Annotated in this window: 20 protein-coding genes; 12 read left to right on the plus strand and 8 right to left on the minus strand. The window is 63.5% G+C overall.

The window, feature by feature from the left end; all coding sequences use genetic code 11:
- Positions 1-538: 538 nt before the first annotated feature.
- The 3 genes from AC5IJH_RS15265 to AC5IJH_RS15275 form a co-directional block, all read right to left on the minus strand.
- Entirely contained in the window at positions 539-2,797 is a 2,259-nt protein-coding gene (locus AC5IJH_RS15265) for a TonB-dependent receptor (protein ID WP_491903690.1), read from the minus strand.
- A 183-nt stretch (positions 2,798-2,980) separates the two neighbouring features.
- A complete protein-coding gene (locus AC5IJH_RS15270) occupies positions 2,981-4,087 on the minus strand; it encodes a YeiH family protein (RefSeq protein WP_491903691.1) in 1,107 nt (368 codons plus the stop codon).
- Between the two features lie 9 nt (positions 4,088-4,096).
- A complete protein-coding gene (locus AC5IJH_RS15275; RefSeq protein WP_491903692.1) occupies positions 4,097-4,231 on the minus strand; it encodes a hypothetical protein in 135 nt (44 codons plus the stop codon).
- A 613-nt stretch (positions 4,232-4,844) separates the two neighbouring features.
- Here AC5IJH_RS15275 and AC5IJH_RS15280 point away from each other — a divergent pair.
- The 3 genes from AC5IJH_RS15280 to AC5IJH_RS15290 all read left to right on the plus strand — a co-directional run bounded on the left by AC5IJH_RS15280 (position 4,845) and on the right by AC5IJH_RS15290 (position 8,402).
- The gene (locus AC5IJH_RS15280; RefSeq protein ID WP_491903693.1) at positions 4,845-5,744 is read left to right on the plus strand and encodes an alpha/beta fold hydrolase; all 900 of its coding nucleotides are present in this window, start codon (positions 4,845-4,847) and stop codon (positions 5,742-5,744) included.
- Between the two features lie 348 nt (positions 5,745-6,092).
- On the plus strand, positions 6,093-7,187 hold the full coding sequence (locus AC5IJH_RS15285) for an acyltransferase family protein (protein ID WP_491903694.1): 1,095 nt from the start codon (positions 6,093-6,095) through the stop codon (positions 7,185-7,187).
- A 162-nt stretch (positions 7,188-7,349) separates the two neighbouring features.
- A complete protein-coding gene (locus AC5IJH_RS15290; RefSeq protein ID WP_491903695.1) occupies positions 7,350-8,402 on the plus strand; it encodes a sodium:calcium antiporter in 1,053 nt (350 codons plus the stop codon).
- 48 nt (positions 8,403-8,450) lie between these two features.
- Here AC5IJH_RS15290 and AC5IJH_RS15295 read toward each other — a convergent pair whose 3' ends face one another.
- Complete coding sequence (locus AC5IJH_RS15295; RefSeq protein ID WP_491903696.1) at positions 8,451-8,807, minus strand: tetratricopeptide repeat protein; 357 nt, start codon at positions 8,805-8,807, stop codon at positions 8,451-8,453.
- 142 nt (positions 8,808-8,949) lie between these two features.
- Complete coding sequence (locus AC5IJH_RS15300) at positions 8,950-11,307, minus strand: DNRLRE domain-containing protein (RefSeq protein WP_491903697.1); 2,358 nt, start codon at positions 11,305-11,307, stop codon at positions 8,950-8,952.
- Positions 11,308-11,814: 507 nt separating this feature from the next.
- Between AC5IJH_RS15300 and AC5IJH_RS15305 the strand changes: the two genes are divergently transcribed.
- Positions 11,815-12,339 carry a DsbA family protein gene (locus AC5IJH_RS15305; RefSeq protein WP_491903698.1) on the plus strand — a complete coding sequence of 175 codons (525 nt, stop codon included), beginning with the start codon at positions 11,815-11,817 and terminating at the stop codon, positions 12,337-12,339.
- A 65-nt stretch (positions 12,340-12,404) separates the two neighbouring features.
- Positions 12,405-12,542 carry a hypothetical protein gene (locus tag AC5IJH_RS15310; protein ID WP_491903699.1) on the plus strand — a complete coding sequence of 46 codons (138 nt, stop codon included), beginning with the start codon at positions 12,405-12,407 and terminating at the stop codon, positions 12,540-12,542.
- Here the strand turns inward: AC5IJH_RS15310 and AC5IJH_RS15315 are convergent.
- Positions 12,539-13,258 (minus strand): helix-turn-helix transcriptional regulator, encoded by a 720-nt coding sequence (locus tag AC5IJH_RS15315; RefSeq protein WP_491903700.1) that lies wholly within the window; start codon positions 13,256-13,258, stop codon positions 12,539-12,541. The two genes, AC5IJH_RS15310 and AC5IJH_RS15315, sit on opposite strands and share 4 nt — an antisense overlap.
- An 82-nt stretch (positions 13,259-13,340) precedes the next feature.
- On the opposite strand from AC5IJH_RS15315, the gene AC5IJH_RS15320 reads away from it, so the two are divergent.
- The 7 genes from AC5IJH_RS15320 (at position 13,341) to AC5IJH_RS15350 (ending at position 23,412) form a co-directional block, all read left to right on the plus strand.
- The gene (locus tag AC5IJH_RS15320) at positions 13,341-13,742 is read left to right on the plus strand and encodes a VOC family protein (protein WP_491903701.1); all 402 of its coding nucleotides are present in this window, start codon (positions 13,341-13,343) and stop codon (positions 13,740-13,742) included.
- Positions 13,743-13,819: 77 nt separating this feature from the next.
- Positions 13,820-14,131, plus strand: coding sequence for an ABC transporter (locus tag AC5IJH_RS15325; RefSeq protein ID WP_491903702.1), 312 nt, complete (start codon positions 13,820-13,822; stop codon positions 14,129-14,131).
- A gap of 1,236 nt (positions 14,132-15,367) precedes the next feature.
- Positions 15,368-18,649, plus strand: coding sequence for a vitamin B12-dependent ribonucleotide reductase (locus AC5IJH_RS15330; RefSeq protein ID WP_491903703.1), 3,282 nt, complete (start codon positions 15,368-15,370; stop codon positions 18,647-18,649).
- A 79-nt stretch (positions 18,650-18,728) separates the two neighbouring features.
- The gene (locus AC5IJH_RS15335) at positions 18,729-21,098 is read left to right on the plus strand and encodes a P-loop ATPase, Sll1717 family (protein WP_491903704.1); all 2,370 of its coding nucleotides are present in this window, start codon (positions 18,729-18,731) and stop codon (positions 21,096-21,098) included.
- A gap of 513 nt (positions 21,099-21,611) precedes the next feature.
- The gene (locus tag AC5IJH_RS15340) at positions 21,612-22,265 is read left to right on the plus strand and encodes a hypothetical protein (protein WP_491903705.1); all 654 of its coding nucleotides are present in this window, start codon (positions 21,612-21,614) and stop codon (positions 22,263-22,265) included.
- Positions 22,266-22,327: 62 nt separating this feature from the next.
- Entirely contained in the window at positions 22,328-22,894 is a 567-nt protein-coding gene (locus AC5IJH_RS15345) for a hypothetical protein (protein WP_491903706.1), read from the plus strand.
- Positions 22,895-22,980: 86 nt separating this feature from the next.
- On the plus strand, positions 22,981-23,412 hold the full coding sequence (locus tag AC5IJH_RS15350) for a hypothetical protein (RefSeq protein WP_491903707.1): 432 nt from the start codon (positions 22,981-22,983) through the stop codon (positions 23,410-23,412).
- Here AC5IJH_RS15350 and AC5IJH_RS15355 read toward each other — a convergent pair.
- On the minus strand, positions 23,409-23,660 hold the full coding sequence (locus AC5IJH_RS15355; RefSeq protein WP_491903708.1) for a hypothetical protein: 252 nt from the start codon (positions 23,658-23,660) through the stop codon (positions 23,409-23,411). The two genes, AC5IJH_RS15350 and AC5IJH_RS15355, sit on opposite strands and share 4 nt — an antisense overlap.
- Positions 23,661-23,849: 189 nt before the next feature.
- Positions 23,850-25,301 (minus strand): acetyl ornithine aminotransferase family protein, encoded by a 1,452-nt coding sequence (locus tag AC5IJH_RS15360; RefSeq protein ID WP_491903709.1) that lies wholly within the window; start codon positions 25,299-25,301, stop codon positions 23,850-23,852.
- Positions 25,302-25,379: the final 78 nt, after the last annotated feature.

The raw sequence follows: 25,379 nt of genomic DNA on the forward strand, positions 1-25,379 counted from the left end.
AAAAAAAGAGACAAAAAGGTCTTCGCAGCCACGGCAGGCCCTTCCCCGAACCACAATATGTAAGTGTTGTTGGTGTAGATATACAGTCGGGCGTGCGCGACTCGATGAAGAAAGAGTGAATCGTTCCTACAACCTTTGTTGCGAGGAGCCTCGACCAGCAACACGCCGCCACCGGCCTTGCACCGAGCACGAGGCGCTCGTCATCGGCCGCCGACCCCGTCGCGTCATCCTGCGAAGCGAAGGACGACGGTTCACTCTCGTCGAGTGAAAACTAGAAGCTCCGCAACAAGCAAAACACAGGTGACCCGCAGCACTCAGTCAGAGCGACCACCGGGAGCGACGCAGCAAAAGGCACGAAGTGCGCCCGCCCGTGCGACCAGCACCTAGTCGCCGAGCGAAAGTTTTTCCGCTCCATATCCATGGAAGCGTGAAGCTCCGCAACAAGCGAAACAAAGGTGACCCGCACACTCAGTCAGAGCGACCACCGGGAGCGACGCAGCAAAACGCACGCAAGTGCGCCCGCCCGTGCGGCCAGCACCTAGTCGCCGAGACGGAGTTGTATGCCGGCGCGCGCGCTTTGTGGCTGGCCCAGAGTCAGCGTCGGCGTGCGCCCCACTTCGATGCGCCGGTTCAACAGGTTCTCGCCTGCCGCAAACACCTCGTAGCGTCCGCGAAACGTATGCGAGGCAAACGCGTTGAAGCTGAAGAACGGTGCCAGCCGGAACCTGTTCGCATCGTCATCGAACTGCTGCCCGGTCCCACGCATCTCTACGCTTAGTAAGCCAGCGCGTGCGTTCGTCGCGCGCAGTTGCAGCGTGCCCGTCTGGTGCGGCACCTGCGGAATCCACCTGCCTGCCAGCGTAGGGTTCTGGTCGAAGCGTGTGATCGTCGCATTCGCGTACTGGTAGCCACCCACCGCCGTCAGCCAGCGCAACGGTTGCCACTCTCCATCCAGGCTCACACCCTTGCTGGCAATCTGTCCCAGGTTCGCGCGCTGCTTCGTGATCGCCGTCGGCGTCACGCGGATCGTCAGCGCCGTGATCGGTCGATTCACCTCGCTCCAGAAGTAGCTGGCGCGCACCGTGGCCGCGCCGTGCCGCGGCGTCAGCACCACGCCCGTCTCCCAGCCCGTCGCACGTTCCGACCGCAGCGCCGGATTATTCAGCGTCAGCTCCTGCCCCACCTGCCCATTGCGGTAGAGCTCGTTCTCCGTCGGCGAGCGGTACGCGCGAAAGCCCATGGCCGTCACCGCGACCGTGCTCGACAGCCGCCGCACCACGCCAAGCCGCGGATTCGCCACCGTCTCTGTCACATTCGGCAGCAAGCCCGCCGTCGGCGACGTGCGCACCGCGTCGAAGTTCGTGAAGTGATCGATCCGTCCGCCCGCGCTCAGCGTCCATGCGGCCGGCGTCCACAACACTTCGCCATACACCCCGGTCTGTCGCTGCCGTGCAGAGATCGCCGTCAGGCTCTGCGTCGTCGTCGCCAGCTCGCGATCCGCGCCGCGCACATCGCGCACGGCCGCGCCACCCAGCACCACCAGCCGCGGCCCCAGCGGCTGCGTCCACCGCGCCTCGCCGCCCAGCTGGTCGCTCGGCGTCTGCACAAACCGGGTCAGCGTCTCCCGCGTGCGTGTCGCATTTACCGATGAGAAGGTCTGCCGGAAATGCTCCGTGCTGCCAAACGCGCGCAGCAGTAGCGACCCGCCGTGCGCTCCCGTCGGCGTCCAGTCCGTGCCGCCCTCGTATCGCCACAGCCGCGTGCCATTCGCCGTCAGCGGTGTGCCATTCTGCCGGGCCTCGTTCAACACATTGCCCAGCAGGAACGCGCGCCCCGCGCTCCACCGGTAGTCGCCCACCACGCGCCCGTTCTCGGCGTGCAGGTTCGCGGAGATGTCCACTGGCCCGCGCTGCTCCGGCGCTACCAATCTGTAACCATCCGTGCGCACAATGCCGCCAGTCGCCAATCCCGACCAACGGCCCCGTGTCCCGCTCAGCAGCCCCGCCTCATCGAACGTGTGAAACGATCCCTCGCTCGACAGCAGCTCTGCCCGGTTCCGCCGCGCTGTCACCGGCGCTAGCTCGATCACGCCGCCGATCGCGCTCGACCCATACAGATCGCTCGCGCCGCCGCGCACCACCGTCACTCCGCCAAGCGCCAGCTCCGGCACCTCGTCCCAATACACCCACCCGCCAAACGGGTCGTTCAGCGGCATCTCGTTTTCAAGCAGCAGCGTTCGGCTCGCCGCCGTCGACCCCAGCCCGCGCAGCGACACGCCCTGCGCCGTCGGATTCGCCACCAGCGAGCTCGATCTCCGGAACAACTCAAACCCCGGCACCCGCCGCAGCCGGTCATCGAGCGTCACTGGCGCCGCCGTGCGCAACTCCTCGCTCGTCACCAGCCGCACGCTCGACGGGCTCGCGCTCTCTTCAAGCGGCATCCGGTACGCCGTCACCGACACCTGTTCCAGCGCGCTGTTCGCCCGCAGCACGATGTCGGCTGTCACACTCGTATCTGTCACGGTGACATCGCCGGGCGCAAACGATGGCGCCGCCACATGGATCACCGCTCCCGGCAGAACGCACGGCAGCACAAAGGCTCCGTCCGCCCCGCTCTCCGCGCGCGCTCCGGCCTCTGTCGTCACTACGGCGTGCGCAACCAGTGCGCCGCTCGCGTCGCGCACCATGCCCCGCACATCGGCTGTCCCGGGTGCGCACACCGCGGCGCCTGCGACGGTCGTCAGCGACAGGCAAGCGCTCAACGCCAACAGCCCCCGCACTCTGGGGAAACCACTCATTCCTGCATCATGGCACGCCACCGCAATACGATGCAGTCCGGCGCCTGACAACGTTCCCACCCTATGCAATCCAGCGTGCTTGTTATGGTCCTCAGCACAGGGAATCAGCAGCACAAAACGAAGCGACCACCGGGAGCGCCCTCACGACTCGCGCGTGAGTGCGCCCGCCCGTGCGGTCAGCACCTAAACGTGAAACAGCCGGTCCGCTCCAAACACCAGCCCCAGCGTCACTGCCGCAATCCCAATCTCGCCCAGCGTCCCCACCACCAGCGGCCGCCAGCCCTGCTTGCCCAACTCGCGCAGATTCGTCCTCAGCCCCACGCCCGCAAACGTCAGCAGAAACGCCCAGCGTGACAGGTTCGCCAGCGCGCCAAGCTGCGGCTTCGTGAACACCGCCACACTCGCCAGCACCGAGATCAGCAGAAATCCCAGGACGAACCGCGGAAACTTCTGCACCACAAACCGCACCTTGTTCGTGACCGTCTTCGCCTCGCCGCGCGACGCCCAGTACAGCGCGTAGCCCAGCACGACAAACCCGATCATCGCGTTGCGCGTCGTCTTCACCAGCACGGCAAACTTGCCCGCCACGTCCGAGTACAGCGCGCCCGCCGCCGTTGCCTCCGCCGTGTTGTCGATCGCCAGACCCGCCCACAACCCATACGCGTGATCGCTCAGGTGCAGCGAGTGCGCAATCAGCGGAAACGTGAACAGCGACAAGGCACCCAGCGCTAAAATCGCCGCAATCGCGGTCGACGACTCTTCCTCGTCCGCCTCGATCGCGCCCTGTGTCGCAATAATCGCCGACACACCGCACACCGCCGACCCCACCGCCAGCAGCGACGTCAGCTTCGGCTTCAGCCCGAACGCCCGCCCCAGCGCATGCATCGCCGCCAGTGCCAGCGTGATCTCCACCGCCACCAACAGCAGGCTGATCCCGCCCAGCCGCAGCAAATCTCCAATGAGGAACCGCGACCCGAGCAGCACGATCCCCACCTTCAGCCAGAAATCATACGTCGCCACGCCTGCGACGAATAACTTCGGCAGCCCCACCGTGTTCGATATCACCAGCCCGATCAGAATCGCCCACAGCACATACTCGATATTCGGCAGCGTCAGGTGGTGCGCCTTGCCATAGTGCGCAATCGACTGCTCCACCCACTTGCCCGCCAGCCCCACCGCTGCCAGCAGCAGCACTCCTGGCACCAGCCGCACCAGCCGCTGCCACAGCGGGCCGCCCTCATCCACGCGCGCCGCAGTCGGCGCCGGAAACTCCAAAGATGTCGTGCTCATCGCCGCCCCCTACCACTTCACTGCGTTCAACACGTGGAGCTTCACCAGCGCCGCTGCCACCAGCGCAGTCACCACAGCCCAGCTATCCAGCGACAGCCGCCACCACGGCGCTCGCGCGCTCGCGTCTTCACGTAACTTGCTCATGGCACATTCTCCGTTCGGCGCGGGGGCGCACCGATTTCACTTGCTGCGCGCCAGCCGCTCCAATCAGGAGCGCCGGCAGGGAAGCGAAGTCTGCGAAGAGGGAATGTCAGTAGAGACAGAAACGCCCCGTCCGAGACTTGGCTGCGGACGGGGCGTCAACTTCAGCGAGCTAGCGGTAACTTACACGCGCTCCCTGTGCGCCCGGCGCAGCCGGCCACAACAACAGCACGCGCAGCGGCACTCGGAGCTCAGGAGCAGGCTCAACATAGCCTGAAACTAAGCCAAGGCCGGCTAACTGTCAACTTTGCGGCCATTGTCTGAGTTGGTTTGGGTCAAAACTCTGGGCTGAACAGCAACCGCAATAGAGTGGTCCAGAACCCGTAGTGACGAAATTCGTACGCTAGCCCCGGGATCATCAACAGAAGAAGGATGACCTGAACCCAGCCGGGAAGCTTATTCAAAGCCTTTGCCATTAGACCCATGCTGGCGATGTTCGCAGGCAAAACGGGATAGCCACAACATAAGTTGGACAGTCAACCACTTCTGACGCAGGCTCAAGCTGCGTTACCCGTCCCCGCGCTCATTTGCAATCAGCATCGAACCGCGTATGAAAATGACGAAGCGACACCGGCTGCTGTTCGCGGCGGGCGTCCTTACTGCGGGTGCCGTGGTGAAGTCAGCCAACGCGCGACGTCAGCGGCAGAAGCTCCTCGATTCAGGCCAGCTCCGCAAGCTTCACACCGCTTGGTACGAAGTCGGCGGCCAGCGCATCTACGCGCGCATCGGCGCGCCGCAGAACACAACTCCCGACTCGCTCCCCATCGTGCTCGTCCACGGCCTCGGTGTCGCCAGCTCCTACTTCGTCCCTCTCGCAGAGCGGCTCGCACCGCACTTCCGCGTCTACGCGCCGGACCTGCCCGGCCACGGCCACTCCGCCACACCGCCGCGGCCGCTCGACATCGCAGGACTCACCCGCGCCCTGCTCGACTGGATGACCGTCGCCGGCCTCCCGCGCGCCATCCTGCTCGGCCACTCGCTCGGCGCGCAGCTCGCCGTCGAGGCCGCGCTCCTCGCTCCCGACCGCGTCGACCGCCTCGTCCTCATCGGCCTCACCCCCGACCCGGCGGCGCGCAGCACCCTCCGTCTGCTCGGGCGCTTCCTCATCGGCGGCCTCTACGAGCGGCCCTCGCTCATTCCTCTGCTCTTGAATGACTACCTGCGCATGGGCTGGCGCTACCTGCCGGAGTTCGACGCCATGCGCTCCGATCCCATCGAGCGCAAACTCCCGCTCGTCCCCATACCCTCCCTGCTCGTCCGCGGCCAGCACGACACCCTCTCCACGCAGCCGTGGTTCGACACCGCCGCTCGGCTGCTGCGCACGAAGAACACCCTCGTCATCCCCCGCTGGGGCCACGCCGTCCAATACGGCGACCCGGCTGACCTCGTCAACGCGCTCCTGCCCTATCTCACCGCAGAAAATCACGCCCATTCGCCAGCCAGCGCCTCCACATGAATCTCGGCAACTCCTGCCTCTCCCGCGATGAAGCGGCGAAAAGATGATGCAGCGCGCTCGTATCGGCGATCGCTCAACATGCGTCCCGCCGCCGATGCTCCACTGAGCCCTGCGCTCTGCTGCATCTGACAGAAAGCCATCCTGCCGGGCCGTAAACTCTCACACAAACGAAGTCCTTCAAAACTCTGTGTCTCTCGCTGCTGCCTTTCTGTTCATCGTCCTGTCACGAATCCAGCCGTCGTCCTCTACCCAGAAGAAGAAATCCGATAAGTGATCCACGAAGACCGAGCCCGATGACTTACCCACGAAGACCGATCCACGAAGACCAGTCCAAGAAGACGAATCCCGATGAGCGAATCCAGCGCCAGCGTGCTTAGCGAAGCAGTCACCCCGGACATCCGCGTCCAGAAACCACACTTCCTCGTCCTCGACGGGCTCCGTGGCGTGGCCGCTCTCGGCGTCGTCACCTTCCACTTCATGGAGATGGCGATCTTCAACTACACAAAGCTCTGGATCGGTCACGGCTTCCTGGCCGTCGACTTCTTCTTCTGCCTCTCCGGCTTCGTTATGGGCTATGCCTACGACGACCGCATGCGCACCCTCGGCATGGCTCAGTTTCTCAAGCTGCGACTCATCCGGTTGCATCCGCTCGTCGTCCTCGGCTCGCTGCTCGGCCTCATCGCCTTCTACGCCAACCCATTTGGTATCACGCCCGGTTACACTCCCGGCCGGGTCGCGCTCATCTTCCTGGCCTCCGTCCTGCTCATCCCCTACGGAGCCATGCAGCAGCGCGGTTACAACCTCTTCAGCCTCAATGCGCCCGCCTGGTCGCTCTTCTGGGAGTACGTCGCCAACATCGTCTTCGGCCTCGTGCTCTACCGCCTCCGGCGCAGCGTGCTCATCGTGGCCACCGTCGTCGCCGCTGTCACGCTGTGCTGGGTGGGCTATCACGCGGGCAACCTGGCCGGAGGTTGGAGCAGCCTCAACTTCCGCCACGGCGGCGCACGCGTCGCCTACTCGTTCCTCGCCGGACTGCTCATCTACCGCATGGGCTGGCGGCTCCGCACACCGCTCGGCTTCGGCAACCTCAGCCTGCTGCTTCTGCTCGCGTTCGTCATGCCGTATGCGCACGGCGGCTGGATGCGCGAAGCCGCCGTCGTCCTCGTCTACTTCCCGCTGCTCATCGCGCTCGGCGCAGGCGCCACCATCACGCCGCGCATCGAGCGGCTCTGCCGCTTCTCCGGCGACCTCTCCTACCCGCTCTACATGACCCACTACGCCGTCATCTGGATCTGGGGCGACTACGTCCTCAAGCATCAGCTCACAAGCCATGACCTCGCCGCCCCAGTCACCGCCGGCGTCCTCATCACGCTCGCCTTCGCCTGGCTCGTCCTCGAGTTCTACGACAAGCCCATGCGTGCCTGGCTACGCGCGAAACTCTGACAACCGGATCGTCCGCGCGTCGTGGCCATCGGTCATCCATGGCCACACACCGCCAGCATCATCGCGTTGCTCCGCTTCAGAAGACATCCCGCGCTTGCGTGATCACGCCGCAGGACAACGATTTGCCTCTCCCTTGGCTCTCACCCACAGGGGAGGGTCTTGATGCTCGATGCGCTGTCTGTACCGGCGCTGGTCCTTATCTTTCTGGCCGCCGCCGGCATTGTGTGGGCTGCTGGGGTGTGGCTCTCCAACGCCACAGACATCATCGCGAGTCGCTTTCACCTCGGCCAGGCCCTCGGCGGCATCATCATCCTCGCCATCGGCACCAACCTCCCGGAGATCGCTATCACCGCGAGCGCCGCGCTCCGTCATCACCTCGGCATCGCCATCGGCAATCTTCTCGGTGGCATCGCCATTCAAACCGTTGTGCTTGTCGCCCTCGACGCGGCAGGGAAGGGCAAGCGGCCCCTCACCTACAGGGCGGCCTCGCTCACCCTCGTTCTCGAAGCCGGCCTGGTCATCGTCGTCCTGGCGCTGGCCATCCTCGGCACGCGGCTGCCATCCACACTCGTCTTCTGGCGTGTCACTCCGCAGAGCCTCCTCATCCTTCTCGTCTGGCTCGCAGGTATCTGGATGCTCAAAGTCGCACCGAACCTCATGAGTTGGACCGTCAAGTCCACGGACGCGCAAACCAAACCCGCCGGCCACTCCCGGAAGAGCAAAGATCAGCACGCCCCCGGGAACGCCGCTGTCTTCGGCAAGCTTGCTGCTGCCTGTGTGGCGACGCTGCTCGCCGGCATCGCGCTCGAAGAGAGTGGCGACGCCCTCGCTGGTCATCTCGGTATGAGCGGTGTGCTCTTCGGGGCGACAGCCCTCGCCGCCTCCACCTCGATTCCGGAACTCGCAACCGGCATCACCTCGGTCCGCATGGGCGACGATCAGCTCGCGGTCTCGGACATCTTCGGCGGCAACGCCTTCCTGCCCGTGCTGTTCCTGCTCGCCAGTCTGCTCTCCGGACAATCCGTCCTGCCGCACGCGCAAAACACGGACGTCTATCTCGCCGCCGTCGGCATCGCCGTCACTGCCATCTACATCTTCGGCCTGGTTCTGCGACCCACAAAACGCTACGCCCGGATGGGCCTCGACTCATGGCTCGTCCTGCTCACCTACATCCTCGCCATGGCCGGCCTCGTCTTCGTCAAGAACAAGCCTTGACCCACACGACGCGCTCCCGATCTCCGGCATAGCGTTCAGCAAGACCAGCTATGAGTAACCCTGTAAGTCGGAAAGATGCCGCTCGCACTCCGCCACACCGTCGCTGATCCGCAGTGAGCCATACAGCACCCTCGCCTCGTCCCATAGCTCGATCGCTAAGTCGGTCTTCCCTTGCTCTTCCATCAGCAGCGCATAGGGTCGCACTGTATTCGCAAGGTCAAGAAGTCGCGTGTCGAGCCGGCCTCGGTAGAGTGCCAGCGCCTCTTCGTAGAGAGCCAGAGCCCGGGTGCCGTTGTGCTCTTCCTGGTAGATATCCGCGATGTGCCGAATGGCATGCGCATAGCTCAGGACGTCGCCCTGCCCGCGGGAAAGCCAGGCGGCCTCCGCATAGTGTTCGCGAGCCACAAAAAGCCGCCCCTCCTGACGCGCTTGGCGCCCGCGAGAGACGGCTTCCGTTAGTGCATTCATCGTGAGCAGAGCATACTCTGTCCCGCATACCCTGGCCCGGGAAGACCTGCACCCGGGCCAGTCACATCAGACCGCCGACTCAGTTCTGGAAGTACAGGTAGAACGTCTGCGCCGGCTGATAGGCATAGCTACTCCCAGACGTGCCCCCGCCCGTATCGAGGCCGCTCAACACATAAAACACATTGTTCAGCTCAGCCGCGCCGTAGAGTTCGCGAGCGCCGGGTAGCGCCGCGGTCGTCACCCACGTATTGGTGACTGGGTCCAGGTACTCCACGTCCGATGTGGCTGCCGTTCCAACCTGCCCGTTCATGTCCCCTCCAACAGCGAACACCCGGTTCCCAGCGGAGTAGGCCGAGAAGTACGCACGGCCCACCTTCATGGGCGGTCCGCTCGTCGCCGTCTCCGTCGCTGGGTCATACACATCCACCTGCGTGGAGGCAGAGTACACGACTGACCCATTGACAACTTGACTTCCGCCGCCGCCCAGCACATAGATCTTCCCGTTGGCCGCTACGCCGGTGCCATTGGCTGGGTGCGCGAGGCTATGGCCTGCCGAGCTCCATGCTGCCGTTGAGGGGTCGTAGATCTGAACGCTGGTACCTCTGAACACATAGATCCGGCCGTTGAATGGCACCGCAACGCAAAGGCCCAGTGAGGAACTCCGCGTGGTCATCGTAACGAGGTTCGTTGCAGGATCAAACGTCGTCATATCGTAACCGGCGAACACATACAAGATGCCCCCCACAACCGCGGAGCAGTCTCGCGTGGAATCGTAGGTCAGCGACGCACCCGTGGCGCTCCAATTCTGCGTGACGGGATCGTAGACGTCGACCTCGGTACTAAGGCGGCCGCCGAACGCGTAGATCTTCCCGTTGATCGCTGCTCCGCCCAGCGAATTGTGTGGCTTCGGCAAGGGGGTGATCGTGATACCGCCAGGTGTCGTTGAGATGGACCCCGCACCGCTGTAGCCCGCCGGTACAGTCGGCGTGCTGCCGAGGATCAGGGTGCCGGCCGGCAGCCCTCCGGACGTGGTCGTCTGGTTTGCCGTCGTCAGCTTCGACCCATCCGGAAACACCAGGCCGTTATTCGTGCCCGTGATCGTTACATTCCCGCCCACCGTCTGGCTCGTCGTGAACACGTTCCCCGCATCCACCAGCGCGGTGTTCGTCGGCACGATGCCCATGGGGCCAATCGGTCCCGGAGGCCCCACCGGCCCCTGCACTCCCGTCAGTCCAATCGGACCCTGCGATCCGGCCGGCCCTGCCACGCCAGCCGCCCCCGCCTGCGCCAGCAGCAGCCAGCTTGGGTTCTGGTCCGGCGTCGCCTGTCCCGCGGGTACTGCTGCCGTCGCCACAAAGCTCGAACCGTTGTAAGTCGCCACATCGTAGGTGCTGTACGCCTTCGCCGCGTCGAAGCTTCCCGTCACGTTGAAGCCCTGGCCATTGGTGCCGTTCGTCCCCGCCACACCCTGCGGCCCGATCGGTCCCGGCAATCCGGGCACACCTGGCGGCCCCGTCTGCCCAATCGGCCCCGGGAGCCCCGGTGCACCCTGCGCCCCCGTCTGTCCCACAGCCCCCGCCTGCGCGAACACCTGCCACGCACCGCTCAGATCCGGCGTCACCCCGCCCGCCGCGATCGCCCCCACCGTCACATAACTCGACCCGTTGTAACTCACCAGGTCATACGCGCTGTACGCCGTCCCTGGGTTGAACACGCCGCGGAACGTGAACCCCTGCCCGGCAGCACCCGTCGGTCCGGGCTGACCCGGCAGCCCTTGCGCGCCAGGCAACCCTTGCGCGCCAGGCAATCCAGGTGGCCCCTGCGCTCCCTGCGAACCCACCGGCCCCGCAGGCCCTTGATCCACCAGCGTCAACACCAGCTGCGGCGTATGACCCGTCACCGGGTTCTCTTTGCTGTCCACCCCGAATGACGCGCCCTTGCTCACCAGGGCAAACCCGTTGTTCGGCGTGCCGCTCTCCCACGCCTGCACGGCACTTGTCACATCCACGGAGACGAACTGCTGCAGCGACGTCTTCGCAATCGCCACACCCGCGCCGCCCGTCACCGAATTGCCCAGCCCCGGCGCCGTCGCATACGTCAGCGTCGACTCCTTCCACGCCCCCAGCACCGGCACCACGTCGAAGTTGCCCGCCGCGCCATACGCATCCACAAACAGCAGCAGCGTCGCCTTCTTTACCTGCGCATTTGCGGGAATTGCCGATAAGTCGAACTGCAGATACGCCGTGTTCTTGCCCAGCACGACCAGCGTATTGCCATCGCCGTAGTTCTGGTTCGGCGTCGTCGCGCTGGTGAACGCATCGGCCGTCGCCGGCAACTGCGCCAGCGCCGCCACCGGCAGCAGGGCAGTGGTGAATGAGAGAGCAGCGACACGAAGAGCGGGCGCGCGCAGAACGCGACGCAGGCAGAAACTAACCACGGGATTTCCTCCAGGGAGCACAACATCGCTCGAGCTGGAGCGGGGGGAACTGCAGGCCCGTGCGCGGATTGAAGCGGCCAGCCAAACGCTGAAAGTGCTGGTCGCCAGAGAGAACGTATAGAGGCCAGCCGCCACGAGTCCACCGAAATCGTACAAACCTCGCATGTTTCCCATCGGGAGTCACCCGCGTCACCACACAACGGTTTGCCCCGATGGGAACGTTCGCTCGCGCGCGTTAGCTACCATACCAACTCATCCCTATCTCGACAGGCGAGATACACCAGCCCTCGCGCGATTCTCGTGCAGACGACCACAGCACATCCTGAAGCGCCCCTTGCTCACCGCTCGCCTGGCTAACTTCTCGACTAAGTGCCGAGTTATCGACAAATGTCGAAAGCTGCCAACCAGCGCCGCACATCCGTTAGCAGTTCGCCAGCCCCGTTTCGCGGACCCCGCCGAGCATCCAACTATCAGTCCCGCCGCTCGCCGAAGCCGCACAGGAGCCATATGCCCGATCTCCGCAGCCCCGTCACTGACCAAGACCACATCCAGGGCGACCCCCACGCCCCGCTCACGCTCGTCGAGTACGGCGACTTCCAATGCCCGCACTGCCGCATCGCTCACGAGATCGTTAAACAGCTCACCACCCACTTCGGGCCGCGCCTCCGCTTCGTCTATCGAAACTTCCCGCTGCTCGATATCCATCCCATGGCCGAGCCCGCCGCCGAAGCCGCGGAGTTCGCCGCCGCCAGTGACCCCGCCGCCTACTGGCCCATGCACGACGCCATCTTCGCGCACCAGTCCCGCCTCAGCCCGCGGCTCCTCGCCGCCGAAGCCGGCAAACTCGGCCTCGATCCATCCGAAGCTACCGCCGCCATCGAAGAACAGCGCTACGCCCCGCGCATCCAGCACGACCTCGACACCGGCGAACAAGCCGGCGTCCACGGCACCCCCACCTTCTTCATTAACGGCAAGCACTACCAGGGCCCCTGGGCCTACGAAGAACTAGCGCAAGCCCTCGACGCCGCCTGACCCTACCCGCGGTTAGTGAGTTAGTGGGCTTCCACCTGCGGGTGCCCCCTCCTACTGAAGCTAGGGTGGGACGAAATCAGGAGAAGCCGCACCCGGCACCGCGAGCCCACGCTCACCATCCGCTCGTCATCCTGAGCGCAGCGAAGGATCTGCACCTGGCCGCGCGTAACTTCACTTACAAGAAGACGACATCTCGCCACTAATCCTCTTCGAGCATTTTGGATCGCCGCATCTCACGCGTCGTCTCCATGTATTGTTCCCACCTTGTCTTGAGGGCTGGCAAGCTGGTGCCGTGTGACTGATTGAGAAATTCGGCCTCCACGATCCGGTCTGTCCGGAAGTGCCGGAAGTCGTTCCGCAGCTCACACCAGGCAGCAAGCAGGCGAACAGCTTCTGCATAGCCGACGAGAATGGGCCACACGACCCGTTCCGTGTCGTGTCCGCTCTCGTCCCGGTAACGGATCCGCAGCTTTCGTCCGGCACGAATCCAGGAACGGGTCTTCGCAAGATCAAGCCCGTCCCTGATCGTGAAGTGATTCTCTGGCGCGCCTAAGGATGGTTCAGTGATGAAGGTACGTAACCCGTGAGGGACCGCCATCGTGATCTTCGAGAGCAGGTCGCGTGCAGCATTGGCCAGAGCAGGGTCACCACGTTCCGAAACCCATTGTGCGCCGAGAACTGCTGCCTCCAACTCTTCCGGGGTAAGCATCAGCGGCGGCATATCGTACTGCCGATTCAGAACATACCCGACACCGGCCTCACCACGAATGGGAACGCCCTGCTTTAGCAGATCAGCGACATCCCGGTAGACGGAGCGCGCTGAGACGTCCAGTTCCTTTGCCAATGCTTCTGCGGTCACAGGACGACGAGTGCGTCGCAGGATCTGGATCACTCGAAAGAGTCGGTCTGCGCGGCGCATGTAAAACCATGCTGACACAACGCTGTCAGCAGGCTCGCTTTACCTTCGTCCTGGTGCTGGAAACGTCCAGCCAAGGGGGACCATGAATCTCGTTTCGATCCGTATCATCACCATCGATGTAGAACGGCTGGTTCGCTTTTACGAAGCCATCAGCGGTGCGACGGCGACCCGGTACACGCCAGACTTTGCGGAACTTGTCACACCCGAAGGCACACTTGCGATTGGCAGCATACGGACTCTGCGTGCGTTTGGCGCGAAAGCGGAACTGCAGCCCGAGACAAACCGCAGCATCATCATCGAATTCCTCGTCAACGATGTGGATGCAGACTTCGCGCGTTTGCGGGATCAGGTCCCTGCATTCATCCAGGAACCGACGACCATGCCCTGGGGGAACCGTTCCATGCTGTTCCGAGACCCTGACGGCAATCTCGTCAACCTCTTTACCCCCGTAACTCCAGAGGCAATCAAGAAGTTCGCAAACTAGGCATGCGCCGAAGATCTGCAGTTCGCGGCGCGTAGCTTCACTTACGAGAAGCCGATGTCGCGAGCTACACTTTGAGCATGACGGCTCAGTTGGTCCTGCAGTTCAAGCCAGCCAACGATCTGGATAGCTTCAACCGACTAGTCCGATTTGAGGAAGCACTTGTCGTGACACTCGCCGGGACCGCTCAGGTGGACGGCCACGACTTCGGATCAGGTGAAATGAACATCTTCATCCTCACCGAAGATCCCATCTCCACCTTCGACCTCATACGGCGAAGTGACGAATCCATTCGGCCTCGCCAAGAGATGCGAGCAGCTTACCGCGATTCGGATTCGGAAGAGTATGTGTGCCTATGGCCACCCGACATAAGGTCCTTTAAGTTAGCGTGATCGAGCGTCAAGTATGCGGGCCCCCATCCTACCGAAGGTAGGTTGGGGAGAAATCAGGAGAAGCCCACCCTAGCGTTCGATAGGATGGGCACCCGCCTCCAACGGTTGTGCTCCTGAGCGCTGCGAAGAATTCCTTCGCCGTCGGTGTCAATCGGGAGGCGTAGAATCCTTCCGTGAACCTGCTGGAGATCCTTTTCATGATATGTGCGATTTACGGATCGACCCAGGTGTTCTACGTCGTCCGAACCCGTGCACTGCGTGCCCTCGCAGCTCGTTGGAGCTTTCGATACATAGGTCCCCCGCCACCTCGATGGTGGTGGCCCGTCACCCACCCAATAATCCGACCACCCGTTCCATCGTGGGCCTCTCACCTCACCCTGTCCGGAGAGAGAATTTCGCGCGTCTGGAATGTGATCGAGGGAACACGGGATGGCGTCGCGATAGTGATTTTCGACGTGATCCTGGGACGTTCTCGAAATAGTCACCCATGCACCCTCATTGCATGCCAAACAGAGCAGGACTCCTTTGCCTTGGTGGCTTCTGTTGATCGTGTGTTGGCGAAGGATGGTTGGAGAGTCCTTCATGGAGTCTGGTTTCTCTGGTTTTCCTGGACCATGCGTGTAAGCCGCATTGAGGAGCACCTCCGCAATCTGCGGCTGTGACGCGGTGTCGTCCTCTTGATTCTGATTGGTCCGTTACGCCGCTTCCCGACAGTCGGTGCAACAGCGACCACCGGGAGCGCCCGCACGCAAGTGCGCCCGCCCGTGCGGCAAGCACCCTGGTTCTCCACACCATCCACCACCCCACCCCCTTTCCCACAGCGACACCCCGCCCCACCCCCCTCGTACCCTGAAACCAGCGAACCCCGGGCCGACGCACCGCCCCGACCCGCCGGCTCGCCAGCACCTCCCCGACCCCGCGCCAAACCCCGCGTTTGCCGTTCTCCACAGCCGTTTTCCCGGGCTTTCCGAATCCGATACCCCATCTGCACCGGCTATACTAGATGTTGTGGTTCTTTCTTGACTTGGGTCGATAAGCAGCGGTACTTTGCGATCTGCGGCAGGCACCTCGGCCCGGCTTCTCCGACCGCCCAGCCCCTCCGCAAACAATCCGTATCCGCGACCGAAACCACGCCGCTTGCCCAGCCCGCCCCGCCCAGTCTCCCCCGTTGCAGACGAGGCCCGCAGGCAACAGCGTTCACTGACCACCTGTCCCACCCGCTAGGAGGCACGCACCATGGCCGAAACCACCCAGGCATCCTCACCCGCCAAGACCACCACCACCGCAGCCAGGACCACCCCTGGCCTCCGCTTCACGCGCCGCTTCACCCGCGCCGGCGTCTCGCCCTACGACGAGATCCAGTGGGAGCGCCGCACCGCCGCCATCAATGACATGAGCGGCAAGGTGATCTTTGAGCAGAAGGATGTCGAGGTGCCCGTCGACTGGTCCATGACCGCGACCAACATCGTCGCCTCCAAGTACCTTCATGGCCAGGTCGGCACCCCGGAGCGGGAAACCGGCGTCCGCCAGCTCGTCGGCCGCGTCGCGGACACGGTCACCACCTGGGGCCTCAACGGCAACTACTTTGCCACCCCGGAAGACGCCGCCGCCTTCGGCGACGACCTCACCCACCTGCTCCTGCAGCAGAAGGTCGCCTTCAACTCGCCCGTCTGGTTCAACGTCGGCTGCGACAAGCTCGAGCCCAACTCCGACGCGCAGAACTGGCACTGGGATCCGAAGACCCGCGAGGTCCGCTTCTCGAAGACCGGCTATCGCAACCCGCAGTGCTCCGCCTGCTTCATCAACTCCGTCGATGACTCGCTCGACTCGATCCTCACCCTCGCCAAGACCGAGGGCATGCTCTTCAAGTGGGGCTCCGGCACCGGCACCAACCTGTCGCCCATCCGCGGCTCGTCGGAACTGCTCTCCGGCGGCGGCACCGCCTCCGGCCCGCTCAGCTTCATGCGCGGCTTCGATGCCTTCGCCGGCGTCATCAAGTCCGGCGGCAAGACCCGCCGCGCCGCCAAGATGGTCATCCTCAACGTCGACCACCCGGACATCGTCGACTTCGTCGAGTGCAAGGCCAAGGAGGAAGCCAAGGCCCACACCCTCGTCGCTGCCGGCTACGACGGCTCCGGCCCCGACTCCGAGGCCTACTCCTCCATCTTCTTCCAGAACGCCAACAACTCCGTCCGCGTCAACGACGAGTTCATGCAGGCCTGGGACGAAGACCGCGAGTTCACCACCCGCACCGTTAAGGACGGCGCGCCGGTCAAGACCTACAAGGCCCGCGACCTCATGCACAAGATCGCCGAAGCCACCTGGCAGTGCGGCGACCCCGGCATGCAGTACGACACCACCATCAATCGCTGGCACACCTCGAAGAACAGCGGCCGCATCAACGCGTCCAACCCCTGCTCGGAGTACATGTTCCTCGACAACTCCGCCTGCAACCTCGCCAGCTTCAACCTGATGAAGTTCGTCACTCCCGCGGGCACGTTTGACATCGAGGCCTATCGCAACGCCATCGACATCGTCCTCACCGCGATGGAGATCCTCGTCGACTCCGCCGGCTACCCGACCGAGCTCATCTCCCGCAACTCGCATGACTACCGCCCGCTCGGCCTCGGCTACGCCAACCTCGGCGCCCTGCTCATGAACTTCGGCCTGCCTTACGACTCGGACGCCGGCCGCGACTTCGCCGCCACCCTGACCTCGATCCTCTGCGGCCAGGCCTACCTCCAGTCCGCGAAGATCGCCGAAGTCTGCCCGCCCCTCGCCGCCGCCACCCCGCTCAACCAGGGCTCCGAGTCCAAGGGCGGCGCCTGCCCCGGCTTCTACTCCAACCGCGAGCCCTTCCTCGACGTCATCCGCATGCACCGCGCCGAGGTCAACCACATCGGCAAGTCCAAGCTCTCCGCCGAGCCCTTCATCACCCCCCTGCTCGACGCCCTCATCGCCGCCTCGAAGGACTGCTGGGACGCCGCCCTCGCCCAAGGCGAGAAGCACGGCTACCGCAACTCCCAGGTCACCGTCCTCGCCCCCACCGGGACTATCGGCTTCATGATGGACTGCGACACCACCGGCATCGAGCCCGACCTCGCCCTCGTCAAGTACAAGAAGCTCGTCGGCGGCGGCATGATCAAGATCGTCAACAACACCGTCCCCGGCGCCCTCTTCAAGCTCGGCTATGCCGACGCCGAGGTCCAGGCCATCGTCTCCTACATCGACGCCACCGGCACCATCGAGGGCGCGCCCCACATCCGCCCCGAGCACCTCGCCGTCTTCGACTGCTCCTTCAAGCCAGCCAAGGGCACCCGCTCCATCCACTACCTCGGCCACCTCAAGATGATGGCCGCCACCCAGCCCTTCCTCTCCGGCGCCATCTCGAAGACCGTCAACCTCCCCCACGAGTGCACCGTCGAGGACATCGCCGAAACCTACGTCGAAGCCTGGCGCCTCGGCGTCAAGGCCGTCGCCATCTACCGCGACGGATCCAAGGGCGTCCAGGTCCTCAACACCTCCGCCGAGGACAAGAAGAAGGCCCCAGTCGGCGCCGCCAGCGGTGTGAGCAGTCCAGACCCGGCCCTCGCCGCCGCCGCCGACCGCGTCCTCACCTCCCTCGCCGCCGGCATCGACACCCGCTCCCCCGAGTTCGCCGCCGACCTCAAGACCCTCGAAGCCTCACTCACCCACAAGGTCTCCGACCGACTCGAGGTCTCCGCCAAGTCCATCGCCGCCGCCGCCCAGGCCACGCTCGCCCACATGGAAGCCGCCATCCTCAACGCCGCCGCGAAGCCCACGGATCCCCTGATCCCTGGTCCCGCGGCCGATGACTCGCGCTCCGATGCCACCCGGCCGCCCCGCGCCATCCGCCATCGCCTCCCCGAAGAACGTGCCTCCCTCACGCACAAATTCTCCCTCGCCGGCCACGAAGGCTACATCACCGTCGGCCTCTACCCCTCCGGCGAACCCGGCGAAATCTTCATCCGCATGGCCAAGGAAGGCTCCACCGTCTCCGGACTCATGGACTCCTTCGCCACCGCCATCTCCCTCGCCCTCCAGCACGGCGTCCCCCTCAAGGTCCTCGTCGAAAAATTCGCCCACACCCGCTTTGAACCCTCCGGCTGGACCGGCAACGAGCAGATCGGCTACGCGAAGAGCATCATGGACTACATCTTCCGCTGGCTCCAGCTCCGCTTCCTCTCCGGACAGCAGCTCTCCCTCTTCCAGGGCATGACCGGCATCGCCCCCGCCGCCGCCATCCCCGTCGAAGGCATCCTCGGCGACCTCACCGCCGCCACCACCCCCGCCCCCACGGGTGCCCCATCCTACGCAGAGCGTCGGGTGAGCCCGGACACCCCGCAGGCCAACCCCGCCAACCACGTCTCCGAGGCCATGAAAACCCTCTACGACATGGGCGACGCCCCCTCCTGCCACACCTGCGGCGCCATCATGGTTCGTAACGGCTCGTGTTACCGTTGCATGAGTTGCGGCAGCACGAGCGGCTGCAGCTAAGCGACTTGTAAGGCGAGGTCAGAGCTAGTATTGGTTGCCCCGGCTACAGCTGGGGCAACACTTTCTCGACGGGACATCCATGCCGAATACGCTCTCCGCTTTTGTCGCCTACGCGTCCGAACTACCCGGGCATGGCGACGCCATCGAAGCTGCGATAAGAAATCTCAACCAAGACTCGCGGTTCGATATTCGTAGTTGGAGAAGCCTGCCCATTCAGGGGCGGCTGATTATCGACGAGGTTTGTAAAGCTATCTCTGAAAGAGACGTTTTCATACCAGACCTTACAATTCTGAACCAAAACGTGCTTTTCGAGTACGGCTACGCCATCGCCAAACGGCGCAAGATTTGGCCCCTCTACAATCCTAAGGTAAAGACTGCGTCGAGCGACTCGGAACTATTTGGGATTCTCAATACTACGGGCCACACGCGCTATCTGAACAACGAAGATATCGAAGCTGGCTGCAAGGACTTGCCCGGTCACCCTGACCGCGAACCGCTCCTCGACAGCTTCATGAAGTCAGTCGTGACACATGTGGAGAAGCCTCAGCTTCTTTACATTAAGCCGGACGTATCTACCCAAGCAGTTAGCGATCTGACCCGGCGCATAATGGCTGGGCCCATACCTGCCCTAGTCGACGACCCCGAGGAAGTACGATCGCAGCCTCTCGCCTGGTACGTCCAGCAGGTAGCGCTATCCTTCGCCGTCGTCTGTCACTTCCTGTCGTCAACGGCTTTTAATGATGTTCAATTTAGCAACGCGAAAAATGCATTGGTCGCAGGGATAGCGTACGGCTTGGGGAAGCCGCTACTTATGCTCGCCCACGAGCCTTACCTGTCCCCACTCGACTACCGCGACATCCTCAAGACTCACGCCGATTCTGACCAAGCACTTGCTAGATACGACCAGTGGTTGCACCCCCTTATAGCCGACTTCAATCGAGCTGCACTAAAGTCCGCCTCAGTTCAGACATCCCCAACTCCGAGACACCATCTGCTCAATCTGTACATTGGAGACCCTGTAGCGGAATACGAGCAGAGAACACTTGTCGATTACTTCGTAGACACGGCTGCCTATGTAGAAACGCTTCGTTCCGATGTCTCCCTATTTCTCGGGAGGAAGGGTAGCGGGAAAACAGCGACGATGATTCGCATAGCCGAAGAGCTTCAGGCCGACGCTCGCAATCATGTTTGTGCAATTCGGCCGGCAGCCTACGAGTTGAACGGCTTGGTTGCCATTCTCGACGATCAGCTCTCTCTTTCAGATCAGGGCTACCTCGTTGAGAGCTTTTGGAAGTTCCTCATTTACACGGAATTGGCAAGAGGTCTGTACGAGAGGATAACCGCTAGGGGCGTCTACTACACCAAGAAGCAGGCAGAGGAAGATCTGATCGGATTTGTGGGCCGGAACTCACAAATCATTGCACCGGAGTTCTCTTCGCGTCTGGTCGCCGCAGTCAACGGTCTTCTTAGCCTTTCATCTGTGCCTGCGTCTGGTAAAAAAACACGAATCAGCGAGGCGCTTCACACTGAAATGCTCGCGCATCTCAACGCAGTGATAGGTCCCTGCTTCAAAGACTGTCCGACGGTAGCAGTACTGATCGACAATCTAGATAAAACGTGGACTGCGAACTCCAATCTGGCGTTGGCTGGGCAATTGCTATTGGGGCTTCTCGGCGCTGCTTCGAAGATTTCAGATGAATTCAGGAGAACATCGTCTCGGATGCGTGCCGTCGAATCGAAGATTGTGGTCTTTCTTCGAAGCGACATTCACGACGCAATCTCGAAGGCGGCTCCTGAGCGCGACAAGCTTCCGATCAGGAAAGTGAATTGGGAAGACCGAGAACTACTCGTGCGGGTCATTGAAGAGCGTTTTATTTATGCCTCGAGCAAGCGAAAGCTGAGCCCCGAGGAGATATGGAGCACATTCTTCACCCCCGAGGTTCAGGGGATGTCCTCGCGGGATTTCATACTGCAGTCGGTCTTCCCCAGACCAAGAGACCTCATTTACCTCGTCAAGGCCAGCCTTCAGCATGCTATCAATAGGGCTCACCCGATCATTGAGGCCTCGGATATTCTCTCCGCGGTCAAGGAGTACTCAGGCTTTGCATGTAATTCTCTGATTGTCGAGATGGTGCCGCATCTTGCACGGTTTGAGGACGTCCTAAATGGGATGATTGGGATGCCCTTCATCATGACTGATTTCGAATTGCTGCAGATACTGGACTTTGAGGGAATAGAGTGCGATTTCGGAGCACTTACCACGATGCTCTGCGAGCTGGCCTTCTTCGGGATTGAAGTCGCGGAAAATGAGTTTAGCTATATCTACGATCAGGCGGACTCGACCCGCATACTGGGCCGTTCTCGCGCGTTTCGCTCTACGGGTCGTGACACAAGGTTCTCCATTCATCCTGTTTATAGGACGTTCCTGGATTCCATCCCTGCTCGATGAGGGTGCTCTAACCGCGTGTGGCCCACGTCGACAGCACCGGCACCGTCCGCCGCTAGTCCCCTCACCGAGGATGCGGCGTTCCGTGACTCTGTCCTTCCCAAATCAGCACCACCCCCAAACAAACTTGGCAGACCCACCCCACCCAACCTGCTAGCCTAGAAATAGAAGCACCGGAACCACACACAAGCCACCCTAGCGGTGGCTTTTTTGCGTTCCGGGCCAACAACACACAACCGGCCAGCCCGCGGCGTCGCCGCGCGCCGGCCGCGCCAACCGCCCCACCGGCTGACCGTAACTGCAGCTGGCACATATCTTTAGCCGTAAGTCCAATGGAAGACCACACTTGAGCCACCACGCAGCCTGCATCTTCTACATTCGAGGAGCTTTCCTCCGCACCCTCCCGCACCGCAGGTGGGGGGAGGTGCTCCCCGACCGCAGGCCGCCCGGTGCGCCCGCTCCACCCACCCTCACCCGCGACGAGGCCACCCGTCGCCGCATCCGTATGGAGCTTGCATGTATCTCGAATGCCGACACATTCATCCGAGTGGTGAGAGCTGTCACGCAGCCGCCCTCAAAACCGCCGAGTTCTGCTACTACCACGAACGCTTCCACGAACGGCAGCGCCACCTCCGCAGCCAGCGCCGCAACCGCGACGCCGCCTCCGGCCGCTTCCTCCAGACCCCTGCACGTGGCGCTGATCGAGCACTGGACCGGAAAGCCCTGCCCGCGCCCCAAGGCTCGGCGCAAGCCACGCCGCACGACACAGCCGCGGCGACCTATGACTACGGTGTCCTGCCCGTCGGCCCGCCCAGCACAAGCCAGCCCAGCGGCCCCACCGATCTCCCCCTCGAGCTCACCAACGTCGAGGACGCCGCCTCCGTCCAGCTCGCCCTCATGGACGTCCTCCAGGCACTCGCCCGCCAGGAGCTCGACCCCAAGCGCGCCGGCCTCCTCCTCTACGGACTCCAGGTCGCCTCAGGCAACTGCCGCAACCTCCGCCTCCACAAAACCAGCGTCCGCGAGCTCTCCTACTCCAACGATGGCGTCCCCCTCGCTCCCGAGGAATACGGCCTCGACATCGAGGACTACAACGCCATGTCGGACGACGAGACCCTGGACCCCGAATACGACGGCGACGACGACGACACGGAGGACGAGCTCACGTAGACCCCGGGCCGGGACGATGAAACGTGCGTTTCGCGTATAGTCCCCGATGAGGTTAAGTCATCATGTTCATCAAAGCTCTATCCTGCCTGTGCCTTGCCCTGCCGATCGCGGCATACGCACAGAACCCCGTCACCGTCGACAGCCCCTACCAGCTCAACTACGCCACACAGCTGGACCGCGGCGCGGCCATTCTCCACATCGCGAATGACAACGCCAATAATCGCGACCTCTGCGTGACAGTGGTGGTCTACGCACCGAACCAGCAGCCCGCCGCCTGCTCCAGCTACCTCGTCGGTGCCAACGGTCTGGTCTCCGTTCCGCTCTCGCTGCAGGCAGGCGGCCTGCTCGCGAACGTCAGCAACCCCGCGGCCCAGACCTCGTTGACCGCCACCAAGTCAGCCGTCATCGACCTCATCAGCACGGTCGCTCCCACGGGCGCCGTCTCGTGCCTGAACGTTAAAACCAGCAGCAGCATCCTCGCCGTCGGCGCGCTGGCGTGGATCGAACGCGCTCCCGCTGTCAACGCCCCCATCGCGCCCCCGTCGAGCACGGCCTTCAGTCCCGCAACCCTCAGCGCCGCACAATATAACCGCCTCGCGAACGACTGCACTGCACTGACCGGCCAGTAGCTCACCCCGTTCCAGAACACCCCCGCCAACCATCCGCACGCGCGAAAACGGCCGCGCATCGCGCGGCCGTTCACATCTCATCCCCTATGCAGCCCCGGGTTGTCGACCTATCGCTCTCCCACCAGTTCGCCTCGCTTTTCCTGCTGGCCCTCGCCATCGCCTGCATCGCCTGGACCGTCACCCACGAAGAGGTCTTCCGCGAGCCGCGTGAATTCTGCAAGGACCGCAGCCAGAACTGCCGCAGGCTCTACCAGCGCAAGTTCTTCTACCTCTTCACGTGTGAGTACTGCTTCAGCCACTACGTGACCGCGCTCATCCTCATCCTCACGCGCTTCCAGATGCTCTATCAGGGCTGGCGCGGCTACATCCTCGCGGAGTTCGCCCTCGTCTGGGTGGCCAATGTCTATATGAGCGGCTTCAACCGCCTCCGCCTCGAGATCAAGCACGAGAACCTCGAGATCAAGCACACCGACCTGACCGTCGCCGAGAAAGCCAGCGAGCGCGCCCGCGCCAGCTAGAGCGCGATCTCCCGCATCGACCGCAACACCTCGACCGCCGCCCGGTACCGCCGGCACAACTCCTCCGCCTCCGGCAGCGCCTTCTGCACCGCCGCAAAGGTCTCGAAATCCCCATTGGCCGACGCCACATGCAGCCGCGTCGTCAACTCGCTATGCCGGGTCACTGCCTCCGAGTACCGCGTCGCCATCCGGTCCAGCAGTACCAGATCCTCATCGGAGTAATCCGCCAGCGGTCGCCTGGTGGTCATCCCTGTAGTCCTCCCCCAATTCCTTCGCCATACTTTGTTGCAGGAAGAAAACGCAGGGTTTCCAGGAAAGGAAACCCGCGTTTCATCTGCTCAAGAAGTCACGGTCAGCGCCGCAACCTCCCTTTACTTGCCTGGGAGCTTTCGGGGGATTCTAACTCCGGCAAGCCTGCTCTGCGAAGCCACACAAAGTCATATCTGCGACGCGTGCACCTCGAGCGCCCGCTCCGTCGTCGTCACATGCCGCTCCTGCATCGCCGCGCGCACGCAGTCCTCGAGGATGTCCAGCGCCACCTCCGCCTCCCGCTCATGCACCACCAGCGGCGGTGCCAGCCGGATCGACGTCTCCCCGCACCCCAGGATCAGCAGGCCCCGCTCGAACGCCAGGTCCACGATCCGGTCGCGCAGCGCCGGTGCCACCGCACGCGTCGCCTGGTCCTCCACGATCTCGATACCGATCATCAGCCCACGCCCGCGCACATCGCCCACGATCGCGTGCTGCCCCGGCCACGTGCGCAGCCGCATCAGCATCTGCTCCCCCACCCGTGCGGCATTGGCGATGCCCTCGCGCTCCAGCACATCCATGGTGGCCAGTGCCGCCGCGATCGCCACCGGGTTGCCGCCGAACGTCGACGCATGCGACCCCGGCTTCCAGTCCATGATCTCCGCCCGGCTCATGCAGACCCCCAGCGGCATACCCGACGCGATCCCCTTGGCCATGCACACCATGTCCGGCTCTACCCCGGTGTGCTCGATCGCCCACCACTTGCCCGTACGCCCGGCACCCGACTGCACCTCGTCCGCCACCAGCAGGATCCCGTGCCGGTCACAGATCCGCCGCAGCTCCCGCATGAACACGGTGGGTGCCACCACATATCCGCCCTCGCCCTGAATCGGCTCCACGAAGATGGCCGCGACCTCCTCCGGTGGCACGGTGGTCTTGAACAGCTTCTCCTCGATGTACCGCGCACACCCCAGCGCGAACGCCTCCTCCGCCTGCGGCCCACCCGAGCAGCCCCGGTAGGCGTACGGATAGCGCACGTGCGTCACCCCCGGCATCATCGGTGCGAAGCGCCGCTTCTGCTGCGGCTTCGACGCCGTCAGTGACAGCGCACCCATCGTCCGGCCGTGGAAGGCGCCGAAGAAGGCGATGATGTGCTGCCGGCCGGTGTGATAGCGCGCCAGCTTCAGCGCACACTCCACCGCCTCCGCCCCCGAGTTGCCGTAGTAGAAGCGGTGCGGCCCCTTCATGGGCGCCACTGCGGAGAGCCGCTCAGCCAGCTTCACCATGCCGGGGTAGTAGAAGTCCGTGCCTGACATGTGGATCAGTTCCGCCGCCTGGTCCTGGATAGCCTTCACCACCTCCGGGTGGCAGTGTCCGGTCGAGGTGACCGCAATCCCCGCCGCGAAGTCGAGGAACTCGTTGCCGTCGACATCCTCAACGCGCAAGCCGCGTCCGCGGCGCGCCACCATTGGATAGCTGCGCGTGTAGGACGGGGACATCCAGCGATCATCCGACTCGACCACAGCGCGGGCCTTGGGGCCGGGCAGCGGGCCGTTGATCTTTGGTGCAAACGCGGCGCGATCAGCCGGCGAGCTACCGTTAGTGTGAGCAGAGTTCTGGGCAAGACCATGAGTGGACATGGGTCGGCTCCTCCTTCATTTCGGTGTGCAGAGGGGTAGGGAAGGCTCACGCGCGGAGAATGGGCGCGTGTGCAGGAC

The sequence above is a fragment of the Candidatus Dedyshia acidiphila genome, from assembly GCF_051025295.1.
Classification (GTDB): Bacteria; Acidobacteriota; Terriglobia; order Terriglobales; family Acidobacteriaceae; genus KBS-83.